Source organism: Ruegeria sp. HKCCD7251, assembly GCF_013031165.1.
In the GTDB taxonomy this organism is placed as follows: domain Bacteria; phylum Pseudomonadota; class Alphaproteobacteria; order Rhodobacterales; family Rhodobacteraceae; genus Ruegeria.
On record NZ_WPZC01000006.1, the window covers coordinates 196,184 to 209,774 of the forward strand.

The 13,591-nt window shown below is 59.4% G+C and carries 13 protein-coding genes; 8 read left to right on the top strand and 5 right to left on the bottom strand.

Features of this window, described 5'->3' with window-relative positions:
• Positions 1 to 5: 5 nt before the first annotated feature.
• On the bottom strand, positions 6 to 716 hold the full coding sequence (locus GOX75_RS15620) for a GntR family transcriptional regulator (RefSeq protein ID WP_171124618.1): 711 nt from the start codon (positions 714 to 716) through the stop codon (positions 6 to 8).
• A 107-nt stretch (positions 717 to 823) separates the two neighbouring features.
• Here GOX75_RS15620 and GOX75_RS15625 point away from each other — a divergent pair, with 107 nt between their 5' ends.
• The 6 genes from GOX75_RS15625 to dctP are packed head-to-tail and all read left to right on the top strand — an operon-like array spanning position 824 to position 6,401.
• The gene (locus GOX75_RS15625) at positions 824 to 1,978 is read left to right on the top strand and encodes an LLM class flavin-dependent oxidoreductase (RefSeq protein WP_171124620.1); all 1,155 of its coding nucleotides are present in this window, start codon (positions 824 to 826) and stop codon (positions 1,976 to 1,978) included.
• Complete coding sequence (locus GOX75_RS15630) at positions 1,978 to 2,868, top strand: aldo/keto reductase family oxidoreductase (RefSeq protein WP_171124622.1); 891 nt, start codon at positions 1,978 to 1,980, stop codon at positions 2,866 to 2,868. Before GOX75_RS15625 ends, GOX75_RS15630 begins: the two co-directional genes overlap by 1 nt.
• Positions 2,868 to 3,383, top strand: coding sequence for a flavin reductase family protein (locus GOX75_RS15635; protein ID WP_171124691.1), 516 nt, complete (start codon positions 2,868 to 2,870; stop codon positions 3,381 to 3,383). The genes GOX75_RS15630 and GOX75_RS15635 overlap by 1 nt, the downstream gene beginning before the upstream one ends.
• A gap of 53 nt (positions 3,384 to 3,436) precedes the next feature.
• Positions 3,437 to 4,024, top strand: a complete 588-nt coding sequence (locus GOX75_RS15640) for a TRAP transporter small permease (RefSeq protein WP_171124624.1) — start codon at positions 3,437 to 3,439, stop codon at positions 4,022 to 4,024.
• Positions 4,025 to 5,314: a TRAP transporter large permease gene (locus tag GOX75_RS15645; RefSeq protein WP_171124626.1), complete on the top strand. Its 1,290-nt coding sequence runs from the start codon at positions 4,025 to 4,027 to the stop codon at positions 5,312 to 5,314.
• Positions 5,315 to 5,339: 25 nt separating this feature from the next.
• Entirely contained in the window at positions 5,340 to 6,401 is a 1,062-nt protein-coding gene (gene dctP, locus GOX75_RS15650; protein ID WP_171124628.1) for a TRAP transporter substrate-binding protein DctP, read from the top strand.
• Positions 6,402 to 6,432: 31 nt separating this feature from the next.
• Here the strand turns inward: dctP and GOX75_RS15655 are convergent, their stop codons facing one another.
• Positions 6,433 to 6,903 carry a tetratricopeptide repeat protein gene (locus GOX75_RS15655; protein ID WP_171124693.1) on the bottom strand — a complete coding sequence of 157 codons (471 nt, stop codon included), beginning with the start codon at positions 6,901 to 6,903 and terminating at the stop codon, positions 6,433 to 6,435.
• Positions 6,904 to 6,987: 84 nt separating this feature from the next.
• On the opposite strand from GOX75_RS15655, the gene GOX75_RS15660 reads away from it, so the two are divergent.
• Positions 6,988 to 8,187: a cytochrome-c peroxidase gene (locus GOX75_RS15660; protein ID WP_254429645.1), complete on the top strand. Its 1,200-nt coding sequence runs from the start codon at positions 6,988 to 6,990 to the stop codon at positions 8,185 to 8,187.
• Between the two features lie 29 nt (positions 8,188 to 8,216).
• Here the strand turns inward: GOX75_RS15660 and gcvP are convergent, their stop codons facing one another.
• The 3 genes from gcvP to gcvT all read right to left on the bottom strand — a co-directional run bounded on the left by gcvP (position 8,217) and on the right by gcvT (position 12,664).
• A complete protein-coding gene (gene gcvP, locus GOX75_RS15665; RefSeq protein WP_171124632.1) occupies positions 8,217 to 11,072 on the bottom strand; it encodes an aminomethyl-transferring glycine dehydrogenase in 2,856 nt (951 codons plus the stop codon).
• A gap of 110 nt (positions 11,073 to 11,182) precedes the next feature.
• Complete coding sequence (gene gcvH, locus GOX75_RS15670; RefSeq protein WP_171124633.1) at positions 11,183 to 11,548, bottom strand: glycine cleavage system protein GcvH; 366 nt, start codon at positions 11,546 to 11,548, stop codon at positions 11,183 to 11,185.
• Between the two features lie 18 nt (positions 11,549 to 11,566).
• The gene (gene gcvT, locus GOX75_RS15675) at positions 11,567 to 12,664 is read right to left on the bottom strand and encodes a glycine cleavage system aminomethyltransferase GcvT (protein WP_171124635.1); all 1,098 of its coding nucleotides are present in this window, start codon (positions 12,662 to 12,664) and stop codon (positions 11,567 to 11,569) included.
• A gap of 269 nt (positions 12,665 to 12,933) precedes the next feature.
• On the opposite strand from gcvT, the gene GOX75_RS15680 reads away from it, so the two are divergent.
• Complete coding sequence (locus tag GOX75_RS15680; RefSeq protein ID WP_171124637.1) at positions 12,934 to 13,584, top strand: histidine phosphatase family protein; 651 nt, start codon at positions 12,934 to 12,936, stop codon at positions 13,582 to 13,584.
• The last annotated feature ends 7 nt before the right edge of the window (positions 13,585 to 13,591 follow it).

Here is a 13,591-nt window from a genome sequence, read left to right on the forward strand (position 1 = left end):
TCCTTCTACTTCAGACGTTGGACATAAGTGGCCCGATCCGGGTCGAACCACGTTTTTGAAAACTCGACCGGCTCCGGTCCCTCGGACCAGCTGAACCGCTCAATATAACCCGCCGTTTCGCCAGCGGGTTTGGTAAAGGAATCTGGTGTCCACTTGGGCAGCGCGCGGACCGAAACGCGATCCTCGGCCCGCGTGATCCAGAAACCAAGCTGCTGCTGATAATAACGATAGAGCGAATCCGACAGCAGCGCCTGATCGACTTTTCCGGCGGAATCATCCAGCCAGATTTCCTCGACCGCGATGATTGTGTCATTCAAATAGCGCATCCGCCGCACCCGCGAGCCTTTGGCCGAGGTGCCGAATTCCGGCAGATCGGCGGGCTTTTCAAGATGATCCACCGACAGGATATCGGCGCGCGGCAGGCCACCGCCTTGGGGCAGTTCCAGCCGGAACATCGCATAAACACTGTTCTGCGTCCCAGTCTCGCGGATGTAATTGCCCGAGCCCTGAATACGCTCCAACATCCCTTTTTTCTCAAGCTCAGCCAGCGATTTTCGCAGCGTCCCGACTGAGACATTCAGGTTCGCCGCCATCTCGCGCTCGGGCGGCAACCGTTCACCATCAATCAAGCGACCCGCAGCAACATCGCGGATCAAAAGCTCGGCGATCTGAACATAGATCGGCAGCGCGTTGGGGTTGCGGCTGTTGGCAGTCATTTCGGGGTGGTTCACCGAGTCGCGGAAAAAATTGATACACTATTGATCTACATCAATGTGATTGCTACGCAAGAGGAAAGTCAAAAGATGCACGGAGAACGAATCAAATGACAATCGTCCCCATCACATCCCCCGATCTGGATGCGGCCGAAGTTTCTTGGTTTGCGGCGCTGTGTTCGGATGACTATCAGTTCTTGGGCGTGCCGGACGGCGACCTGCGGTCGAGTTGGGAGCATTGTTCCGGCATCGTGCGCGAGGCCGAGGCGCAGGGCTTTCGTAACATTCTGTGCCCGTCTTCCTATCAGGTCGGTCAGGACACGCTGAGTTTCGTGGCAGGCTGCGCGCCAATCACCGAAAAGATCAACCTGCTGGCCGCCGTGCGCTGTGGCGAGATGCAGCCCATCATGCTGGCCCGTACCATTGCGACGCTGGATCACATGCTGCAGGGGCGGCTAACGGTGAACATCATATCATCCGATTTCCCCGGTGAGAAAGCCGACAGCGCGTTCCGCTATCAGCGCTCGCGCGAGGTAGTCGAGATTCTCAAGCAAGCGTGGACACAGGATGAAATCAACCACGCGGGCGAGGTCTATAACTTCTCGGGCCTGACCACTGATCCAGCCAAGCCTTACCAAACCGGCGGACCGCTTCTGTATTTCGGAGGGTACTCTCCTTCCGCGTTGGACCTGTGTGGCGAGCATTGCGATGTCTATCTGATGTGGCCCGAAACCAAGGATCAATTGGCCGAACGAATGAAGGCCGTCCACGCGGTTGCAGAAAATTACGACCGCACACTGGATTACGGCCTGCGCGTGCACATGATCGTCCGCGATACCGAGGCCGAAGCGCAGGAATATGCGGATTACATCGTCTCGAAACTGGACGACGAATATGGCCGTGCGATCCGGGAACGGGCGCTGGACGCGACGTCTTTGGGCGTAGCGCATCAGGCCAAGAACCGCGATTTGGCGGATGAATATGGCTATGTCGAACCCGGTCTGTGGACAGGCGTCGGCCGCGCGCGCTCGGGCTGCGGCGCAGCTTTGGTCGGGTCGACCGATCAGGTCATGTCCAAGATCGAGGAATATCAGAAGATGGGTATCCGCGCTTTCATCTTCTCGGGCTACCCGCACATGGATGAGGCAAAGCACTTTGGTGCCCGTGTCATGCCCAACCTGAAAACCTGTTCGCTGCCCGAAGCCTATGGGCGCGTACCCGCAACCACCCCGGCCACCCCGCTGGGCAACGGAGTTCGTCGCTGATGCAACGTGTAAAACTATCCAACACGCTGGAAATGAGCCGCCTTGTCTATGGCATGTGGCGGCTGGGCGATGACAGCGATACCTCGGCTGCTCATGTCGAGGCCAAGATTCAAGCCTGCCTAGATCAGGGCATTACCAGTTTCGATCAGGCGGATATCTATGGCGATTACGGGGCCGAGGCTGTATTGGGCAATACCCTGCGCGCCAATCCTGCGCTGCGCGCGAAGATGGAGATCGTCACCAAGTGCGATATCGTGGCACCGATCGGGCGATATTCGGACGCGAAGGTCAAATACTATGACACCTCGCGCGCCCATATTCTGAATTCGGTTGAGACTTCTCTGACCGAAATGGCTATCGACCATATCGACCTGCTGCTGATCCACCGCCCTGATCCGTTCATGAATCACCATGAAACCGGCGCCGCCCTGGACGAAATGGTTGCCAGCGGCAAGGTCCGTGCGGTTGGTGTGTCAAATTTCCGACCTTGGGACTGGACCCTGCTGCAGTCAGCGATGAATACACCGCTGGTCACCAATCAGATCGAAATTTCTCTGGGCGAGATCAGCCCATTTACCAATGGCGATCTGGCCTTTCACCAGCAGCATGGTCAGCCCGTGATGGCGTGGTCGCCGCTGGGAGGCGGGATGTTGATGGCCGGAAACCCACCTGTCGGGGTAGTCGCGGATGAAATCGCTGCTGAATTCGGTGTGGACCGCGCGGCGGTGGCTGTTGCGTTCCTACTGGCTCACCCGGCAGGTATCCTTCCGGTTATGGGCACCAACAACCTGTCCCGGATCAAGACCATCTCGGACGCATTGAAAGTTAATCTGGATCGCGAAAGCTGGTTCCGCCTGTACGAGGCGGCGCTGGGGCATGAGGTACCATGATGAATGCAATCTCAAAGGACATGACCCACACATTCGTCCCGCACAAGGACGACACCCGCACGTTGCGGGACGCCTTTGGACGGTTCGCCACAGGTGTCACGATCGTCACCTGCAACAGCGATGACGGCCCAGTCTGTATCACGGCGAACAGCTTTTCGTCCCTGTCGCTGGACCCGCCGCTGATCATGTGGGCCGGTGACCGCAACTCTCGCCGGTTCCCCTATTTCCACAAGGCACGCCATTTCAGTGTGCACGTGCTATCGTCGGAACAGGCCGAACTATGTTTTGGATGCTCGAAAGACGCGTTTGCGCTGCGGGAAATTGACCATGACCGGTGCGGGAACGGAACACCGCTGCTGCCGGATTGTCTGGCGCGGTTCGAATGCGAACAGCACGCCTATCACGACGCAGGCGACCACGTGATCGTCGTGGGCAAAATTCTCAAGGTCAGCATGGCGGATGGAGACGCGCTGACCTTTTACGCCGGGAAACTCGGCCAATTCGCGCAGAACTAAGCGCGATCTGACGACCGCAGGGCAAACCTGCGGCTGAACAAGGGAGGATCCGCATGGGCGGACTGGCGTCGGTGCTTGCGCCGATTGCATTCGTGAACGAAACCGTGCTGCGTTTTGGCCGCGCGGTTGGCATTGTTGCGATTGCATTAATGGTGATCGCAATCCTGATTCAGGTGTTCTTCCGATACGTTTTGGGCAACGCCCTGCCCTGGCCGGATGAGGCCGCGCGGTTCTGTATGTTGTGGATGACCGGGTTGATGGCGCCTACCGCGTTCCGGCGTGGCGGGTTCGTTGCAATCGACATGGTGCCCATGATGCTGCCGCGTGTGCTGGGGCAGTTGCTGACCTTGTTTTTGCTGATCGTTTCACTTGCCGTTCTGTTGGTGGCGGTCAATATCGGTTGGTCCGAAGTGACCGGCTTTGGCGGCAAGTTTGCGACGGCTGCGCTGTATATCCCCACCTCCTTCGGGTTCGACGAGTGGTACCGCGTCCCACGTAGCTGGATGATGGCTTCGTTGCTGGTTGGGGTGATCCTACTGATCGCGGTGAATATCGAGCTGATCCTGCGGGCCATCCTGACTTTGTTGGGGGGCGGAGACCTGTTGCCCAAAATCGCAGACGCACCGGTGGGGGCTGAATAGATGCTGATCTGGTTCCTGCCCACCTTCCTGATTTTCCTGATGATCGGCCTGCCGGTCTTTTTCGCCCTTCTGGCCGCGCCCGGCATTCTGTTGTGGCTGAACGGCCAGACCAACGACATCACGTTGCTGTATCGGAACGTCTATAACGGCATGGACAGCTTTCCCCTGATGGCAATCCCGTTCTTCATGCTGGCCGGAGAGTTGATGAACCGCGGCGGCATCACGATCCGTCTGGTCGAGTTCTCTCAGGCGTTGATGGGTCACTTCCGGGGCGGTCTGGCCCATGTGAACGTCCTGAGTTCAATCCTGTTCGCTGGCCTCTCGGGGTCGGCGGTAGCCGATACCTCGGCACTGGGGTCGATGCTGATTCCGGCGATGGAGAAACAGGGTTATACCCGCCGCTTCGCTGCCGCAATCACAGCGGCCAGCTCGGTGATCGGGCCAATCATTCCACCCTCGGGGATCATGATCATTTACGCCTACGTCATGGGTGAAAGCGTGGCGGCCCTGTTCCTTGCGGGCATCGTGCCCGGCGTGATGGTCGGCGTCGGTCTGATGTTGATGATCAAGGTGATGGCCGACAAGTACGACTTCCCTGTCGCCAGCCGCAAATACACATGGCCCGAGCGTCGTCAGGCCAGCCTCAAAGCGTTCTTTCCGCTGCTGACACCCGTCATCATTCTGGGCGGCATCCTCGGCGGCATCTTCACCCCGACAGAGGCCGCTGCGGTCGCTGTAGGCTATGCATTCATCATCGGGTTCTTCGTCCTGCGCACGCTGACCCTGAAAGAAGTGCCCGAGATCCTGAGCAACGCGGGTCTGACCTCGGCGGTCGTCTTGCTGCTGGTCGGTGCCGCGATGGCGTTCAAGACGGTTGTCAGCCTCAGCCATGCGCCGGAACAACTGGCGGCGCTGATCCTTGGCCTGTCGGAAAACCCACTGATCCTGCTGTTCCTGATCAACCTGCTGCTGTTTGTCGTCGGCATGTTTCTGGACGCAGGCCCGGCGATCATCATCCTTGGCCCCATCCTTGCGCCCATCTTCACCAGCCTTGGTGTGGACCCGATCCACTTTGCCATTATCATGAGCGTCAACCTGACCGTCGGCCTTGCCACGCCACCCATGGGGCTGGTGCTATTCGTGGCCGCTGCCGTGTCGCGCGAAAAGGTCGAGACCATCGCCAAGGCGATTCTGCCGTTTCTGGCTGTCGAAATCATAGTGATCTTCCTGATCACCTATGTCCCCGCACTATCCATGACGATCCCGAGGATAACGGGATTTGCAAACTGAACTGAGTATCACAGGGAGGAAACGAATGCTCAGAAGATTTATGAAAACCGCTGCGGTGGCCACCTCGGTGCTGGCCGCATCCGCACTTGCCGCCACCGCCGCAGACTACACCCTGCGCGCCACCGCGAACTCGAACGAAAACGACGAAGACTATGACGGTCTGATCGTTTTCAAGAACTATGTCGAGGCCGCATCGAACGGAGCCATCGAGGTGGAACTGTTCATTGGCACCCAGCTTTGCTCGAACGGTGCTGAATGTCTGCAGGGCGTGGCAGATGGCACCATCGACATCTACATCTCAACCTCGGGCGGCGCGTCGGGTATCTTCCCCTATGTTCAGGTTCTGGACTTGCCTTACCTGATGGCGGATGACCGCGTGGCCGAGCACGTGCTGTCCGGCGATTTCACTCGCAAGATGCGCGAAATGGCACTTGAGGATTCCGGTGGCGCGATCCGTCTGATGACCATCGGCAACACCGGAGGCTGGCGCAACTTTGCCAACACGCAGCGTCGGATTGCTGAACCAGCCGATATGAAAGGCCTGAAAATCCGCACCGTAGTCGCCGACCTACCACAGGAACTGGTTAAGGCGTTGGGTGCGTCGCCCACCCCGATCCCGTGGCCGGAACTGTTCACCAGCTTTCAGACCGGTGTGGTTGAAGGGTCGAAAAACGGCATCACGGACATCATGGGGATGAAATTCCCCGATGCGGGTCTGCAATACGTCACACTGGACGGCCACGCCTATATGGGCGCGCTGTGGTGGATGAACAACGCCAAGTTCCAAGAGATGCCCGAGGACATGCGCCGTGTCGTGGTCGACGGATTCTACGCGCTGCAACAGGCGACCTTTGCCTCGCCCAAGCGCAAGTCGATCCAGGCTTATGAAGATTTCGTCGCCGGTGGCGGAGATCTCTATGTCCCGACGCCCGAACAGAAGGCTGCCTTCAAAGAGGCCGCAACCCCTGTCTATGAGTGGTTCCAGACCAATGTGGGCCGTGGGGATGAGGTGTTCAACGCGCTGACCGAGGCCGTCGCCGAGGCGGAGGCCGACATCAACGCCTCTCGCGATGCGGACCTGAACTAAGCGAACAGGGCCGGGCGATGGCGTCCGGCCCTTACCGAAACGGGTACATCCACCCTTTGTAGTCATTTACCAAAACATGCGCCCTTTCGATCTGCTCCGGCGACATTTTCTTGACCACTTCCTCAAGGCTGATCGCCGCGTCGGGATCGCCGCCAATGGCGCTGAGCGTGTACCACATATAAGCCCTAACCAGATCGGGCGCGGGCATTCCCAGACCCAGTTCATAGTACCAGCCGATACCCGATTGCGCGCCCGGGTGCCCCTTCATCGAGGCGCGCAGATACCATTCAAACGCGCGTTCGTAATCCTGTTCGACCCCCAGCCCAAGACCGTACATGACGCCGATCAACTCCTCGGCCTCGGCATTGCCGGACCGTGCCGCTGGCAGCAGTTCTTCGCGCGCGGTTTCAAATTCACCGGCTTCCATCATGTCGCGGGCCTGTTCCAGTTCGGCCAGCGCCGGAGATGCAAAAAGACAAAGGGCAAATACAAGCTGGCGCACGGGGTTTTCTTCCTGTTCGTCGGCGCGGCTGCGGCACAGGACTTGCCGCGCCCGCTGACCGATGATGACTTTATCCTCTTTGATATGGAACAGGCCGCCATCGGTCATCAACTGTTTTACGATCCTATCCTGTCGGGCAATCAGAACATCGCCTGCGCCCATTGCCACCACCCAGATTTCGGCACCTCCGACGGGTTGTCGCTTGGGATTGGGGAAGGCGGACAGGGGCTGGGGCCAGAGCGCACACCGGGTGTCGGTGCGAATAAAATCCGCAAGCGCATTCCACGCAATTCGCCCGGTCTTTGGAACCTTGGTGCGAAAGAAATTCACACGGTCTTCCACGATGGCCGCCTGAGTGTCTCGGATGTCTACGGCAACGGCTTCAACTCACCCGCGCAGGAATGGATGCCTGAAGGGTTGAACTCATTACTGGCTGCGCAAGCGCTATTTCCGCTAACCTCGCAATTCGAAATGGCCGGAAATGTCGGCGAAAACCAGGTGACCGGAGCGGTTGCCGACCGGATTGATCTGGGCTGGCCGATCCTTGCCAAACGCGTGCGCACCGATCCGCGCTATGGCCCTGCGATGGTCGCCGCCTTTGATGAGGTCATCACGACCGAGGACATCACGATCACCCAGATCGCGAACGCGCTGGCCGCGTTCATGGCCGTTGAGTGGCGCAGCACGGACAGCCCGTTCGATCAATATCTTGCAGGCGACGCCAACGCCCTGACACCTGCCCAAAAGGACGGGATGGCCTTGTTTTTCGGTAAGGCCCAGTGTTCCACCTGCCATTCCGGTCCGTTGATGTCAGATCAGAAATTCCACGCGCTGGCCTTGCCGCCCTTTGGTCCGGGCCGTACCCGGCAATGGGACCCCTACGTGCGCGACGTCGGTCGCATGGGGGAAAGCGACCGGCTAGAAGATGCTTATCGCTTTCGCACGCCGATGCTGCGCAACGTGGCTCTGACCGCGCCTTATGGACATAACGGCGCGTTTCCCGATCTCGAAAGCATGATCCGCCATCACCTGAACCCGGAACGCAGCCTGTCACAATGGACCCACGACATGGCGGCTTTGCCCAAGGTACCCTGGCTGCACAAAGCCGATTTCTTGGTCTGGGATGACAAGTTGGAAATGGACCGGCAGCGCAGCAAGATTGACATCACTCCGCTGCAACTGTCGGACGCCGAAATCACAAAGCTCGTGGCGTTTCTGAACGCACTGACCGGGACGAGCGTGGACACGCCACCATTCGGCGTGCCCGACAATTTCCAACCCTAAGAAAAACCCCGCACGTGGCGGGGTTCTCGTTACTCTGCGGCTTCCTCATATTCTGACATGGGCGGGCATGTGCAGACGAGGTTCCGATCCCCATACGCATTATCGACGCGGTTGACCGGCGACCAATACTTATCGACACCCATGGAACCCGGAGGGAAACACGCCTGTTCCCGGGTATAGGGGCGATCCCAGTCGCCGACCAGATCGCGCACCGTGTGGGGGGCGTTTTTCAGCGGGTTGTTTTCCGCGTCGATCTTGCCGTCGATGATGTCCTGCGCCTCGGCCCGGATCGACAACATCGCGTCGCAGAAGCGGTCCAACTCAGCCATCGGTTCGGATTCGGTGGGTTCGACCATAAGGGTTCCAGCCACCGGCCAGCTCATCGTAGGCGCGTGGAAGCCTGAATCGACCAGACGTTTGGCAATGTCATCCACGCTGACATGGGCTGCCTCGTCCAAGGGCCGGGTGTCGAGGATGCATTCATGCGCCACACGACCCGACTCGGACGTGTAGAGGATCGGATAGGCCTCCTGAAGACGCGCCGCGATGTAGTTGGCGTTCAGGATCGCCACTTTGGTCGCCTGCGTCAGACCCGCGCCACCCATCAGCAGCACATAGGCCCAGCTGACCGGCAGGATCGACGGCGAGCCGAAGGGTGCCGCCGAGACCGGACCGACGGCGGTGCCGTATTCCGGGTGGCCGGGCAGGTGTTCCTCAAGATGCGCCTTAACGCCGATCGGACCCATGCCGGGGCCGCCGCCGCCATGCGGGATGCAGAAGGTTTTGTGCAGGTTTAGGTGGCTGACGTCGCCGCCGATGTCACCGGGACGCGACAGGCCCACCATGGCGTTCATGTTGGCCCCGTCGATATAGACCTGACCGCCGTGATCATGGGTGATCTGGCAGACCTCTTGCACGGTGGTCTCGAACACACCGTGGGTCGAGGGGTAGGTGATCATGCACCCGGCCAGATGATCAGAATGCTTCTCGGCCTTGGCGCGGAAGTCGTTCAGATCAATATTGCCATTCTCATCCGATTGCACCGGCACCACCTGCCAGCCCACCATCTGCGCCGAGGCCGGGTTGGTGCCATGGGCCGAGGTCGGGATCAGGCAGACATTGCGGTGCCCTTCGCCGCGCGCGAAGTGATAATTGCGGATGGTCAGCAGGCCTGCATATTCACCCTGCGCGCCCGAGTTAGGCTGCTGGCTGATCGCGTCATAGCCGGTGATTTGGCACAGCTTGTCGTTCAGATCGGCAATCATCTCATGATAGCCCTGCGCCTGATCTTCGGGGCAGAACGGGTGCAGATTGCCGAACTCGGGCCATGTGACCGGAATCATCTCGATCGTGGCGTTCAGCTTCATGGTGCACGAGCCCAGCGGGATCATCGCCCGGTCCAGCGCCAAGTCGCGGTCGGCCAGACGGCGCATATAGCGGGTCATTTCGGCTTCGGCCCGGTTCTTGTGGAAGATCGGGTGGGTCAGATAAGGCGTCTCGCGCAAGGCGTAGTCCGGCAGGCGATAGGCAACGTTAGAACTGTCGTCCTGACGGTCGATGCCAAAGGCACCCCAGACGGCCTCGATGGTTTCGGCGCGGGTCTGTTCGTCCAGGCTGATGCCCACTTTCGTCTCGCCGACTTTGCGAAGGTTGACGCCACGGGCCACGGCGGCCTCCATGACGGTCTTTTGCAGATGGCCAACCTCGACCGTGATGGTGTCAAAGAACACTTCTGGTTCGACGGCAAAGCCCGCATCCTCCAGCCCGACGGCCAGACGCGAGGTTTTGCGATGTACCGATTGTGCAATCGCCTTGATGCCATCTGGGCCGTGATAGACCGCATACATCGAGGCAATCACCGCCAGAAGCGCCTGCGCGGTGCAGACGTTCGAGTTCGCCTTTTCACGCCGGATATGCTGCTCGCGGGTCTGCAGCGCCAGGCGGTAGGCTTTGTTGCCACGGCTGTCGATGCTGACACCGATGATACGGCCAGGCATCGCGCGCTTCAGCTTGTCGGTGGTCGCCATATAGGCCGCGTGGGGCCCGCCGTAGCCCATCGGCACGCCGAACCGTTGGGTCGAGCCGATTGCAATATCCGCGCCCATCTCTCCGGGCGATTTCAGCAGAGCCAGCGACAGGATATCGGCGGCGACAATGGCAATGGCTTTGTGTTCATGCAGGGCCGCGATTTCCGATGTGAAGTCGCGCACATGGCCGTGGGTGCCGGGATACTGGAAGATCGCGCCAAAGACGGCACCGGCCTCCAGTTGGTCAGGATCGCCCACCTGCACGTCGATGCCCAAAGGTTCGGCGCGTGTTTTGATCACGGCGATGGTCTGCGGGTGGCAGTTGCGGTCGACAAAGAAAGCCGCGTTGTTGGCCTTGGACCGGCCACCGCGTTTGGCCATCGCCATAGCTTCGGCTGCGGCGGTGGCTTCGTCCAGCAACGAAGCATTCGCCACGTCCAGCCCGGTCAAGTCGCTGACCATGGTTTGGAAGTTCAACAGCGCCTCAAGCCGACCCTGGCTGATCTCGGGCTGATAAGGCGTATAGGCGGTGTACCAGGCCGGGTTTTCCAGGATGTTGCGCAGGATCGGCGCGGGCGTGGTGGTGCCGTAATACCCTTGGCCAATCAGCGAGGTCAGAACCTTGTTTTTGCTCGCCACCTCTTTCATGTGGAACAGCGCATCCCGTTCCGTCATCGCCGGACCCCAGTCCAAGGGTTCCTTCTGCCGGATCGCGGGCGGGACGGTGGCGTCGATCAGTTGGTCCAGCGTCTTGAAGCCGATCACCTTGAGCATATCGCGCATCTCGGTCGGGCTGGGTCCGATATGGCGACGGTTGGCAAAGTCATAGGCTTCGTAGTCAGTCAGTTTGAAAGCCATGTGGTGCGCTCCTGTCGGGTAGGTCAGGCCCGGCGGCGACTGCGGGAGCCTCCGGCGGGGATATTTTTAGCCAGATGAAGGGCGGATCCGTGCAAAGATCCGCCGTGGGTTTAGCCGATGAAGTCTTTGTAGCCGGCCTCATCCATCAGATCTTCGAGCTGCGACGCGTCCGTGATCTTGATCTTGTAGATCCATGCCTCACCTTCGGGGTCTTCGTTCAGCGCACCGGGATTGTCGGCAAGCGTTTCGTTGACCTCGACGATCTCACCATCCACCGGAGCGTAGAGTTCCGAGGCCGCCTTGACGGATTCGATTACGCCGATCTCGCCGTCTTTTGCGAATTCGTCCCCAACTTCCTGCTGTTCCACAAAGACCACATCGCCCAACTGTTCGGCCGCGTGTTTGGTAATGCCCAGAGTTGCAGTGTCGCCGTCAACGTCGATCCACTCGTGCTCTTCGGAATAATAGGTTGCCATCTTGTCTCTCTCCTGACTTCAACGCTTGTAATTCTGGGTAACGAAGGGCAGCGCCACGATCTGTGCGGGTTGCGGTTTGTCCCGGATGATCAGATTGACGGTCTCGCCGGGTGCGGCATGGCCCGCGGACACATAGCCCATCGCAACCGGGCCACCCACAGTGGGGCCAAACCCGCCGGATGTGATCTGACCGATTGTATTGCCTTCGGCGCACTGGATTTCAACGCCCTGACGGGCAGGTGCGCGGCCCTCGGGCTTGATGCCCACCAGCTTGCGTGCGGGGCCGTCGGCCAATTCCCTTTGGATGCGGTCAGCGCCGGGGAAGCCGCCCTCTTCCTTGCGGCGCTTCTGGATGGCCCATCCTAGCGACGCTTCAATGGGTGAGGTCGTCTGGTCGATGTCGTTACCATAGAGACACAGCCCGGCCTCCAGCCGCAGGCTGTCGCGCGCGCCCAAACCGGCGGCTTCGCAATCGTCATGGGCAAGAAAGGCACGGGTGATCTCGATGGCCTTGTCCTCGGGGATCGAGATTTCATACCCGTCCTCGCCAGTGTAGCCCAGCCGCGAAATACGACACTCGGTGCCCATGATGTCCGCCACGGTGGTTTCCATGAATTTCAGATCGCGGGCGGCGGGGCAGAGGTCACCCACCACATCCTGGGCCTTGGGGCCTTGAACGGCCACCAGCGCGCGGTCGAAAATCTCGATTACCTCGACACCGTCCAGATTGGCCTGCATATGTGAAATGTCCTGATGACGCAGCGCAGCGTTCACGACGACAAAACAATGATCGCCCGCATTCGACACGATCAGGTCATCCATAATCCCACCTTCGGCATTCGTGAAAAACCCATAACGCGCCTTGCCCTCTTTCAGGGTCGCATAGGCTTGGGGGCACAGCGTTTCCAGTTTCTCGCCCACACTCTCGCCACGCAGGATCACCTGCCCCATGTGGCTGACATCAAACACAGCCGCCTTTTCGCGGCACTGCTTATGCTCGCCCATAATCCCCAGCGGGTATTGAACCGGCATCTCCCAACCGGCGAAATCGACCATCTTACCGCCAAGCTCGACGTGAAGATCATATAGCGGAGTACGCTTCGGTGCGTCAGTCATATCCGTGACCTTTCCAATCCCGTTGTCAGTCAATGCTGTGCAAAAAGCAATGGTCACCCGACCATTCGGCATACAGGGGCATACAGCAGATTTGTAGCGTATAGGAAACTTTTTTCCGTTACGCAACACCCGTCATGCACGAAATGTATCACGACCGGTTCAGCATTGAGCAAGGCATTCTGACAAATAGAATTATTTTCAAACACTGGCCCAACGGCTCTGGTCCCGACCGGTAACCTGCCCTAAGACTCCGCCCAAGAGGGACGGCCATGTCACATATTACACTGGTGCGTCACGGCCAGGCGAATACAGCAGCACGTGACGAGGCAAACTACGACAAACTCAGCGATCTGGGTCATCAGCAGGCACGCTGGCTGGGTGCTCATTTACAAAGTACACGCGCACATCATCCGCGGGTATTTTGTGGAACGCTCGCGCGGCACGTGGAAACCGCCGCCAGCATGGGCTTGCCGGAACCAACGCGGGACGCCCGGTTGAATGAGTTAGAGTATTTCACCATTGCGAAACTGTTCGAGGAACAGCACGGCATTGCAGTTCCGACCGACCGCGAGGAGTTTGTCGAGCATCTGCCGCGCACGTTCGACGCATGGGCCAAAGGACAAATCACAGGTGCGCCAGAAACCTTCGAGGAATTCGAAAGCCGCGTATCTGGTGCGCTGCGTGATATCGGCACGGAAGGCGGACCCGCGATTGTGGTGACCTCGGGGGGGTTGATCTCGATGGTGGTGCGGCAGGCAATGGGGCTGGATATACCTTCCATGGCACGCGTGGCTCTTGCCATCATGAACACGTCAATGCATCGTCTGCACCCGATCGGTGCACAGCTTGCCCCTGTGCTGTTCAACGCAGTTCCACACCTGGAAGCCCCAGACCGGCAATTCGCCCAGACCCACCTGTAACCGGAGG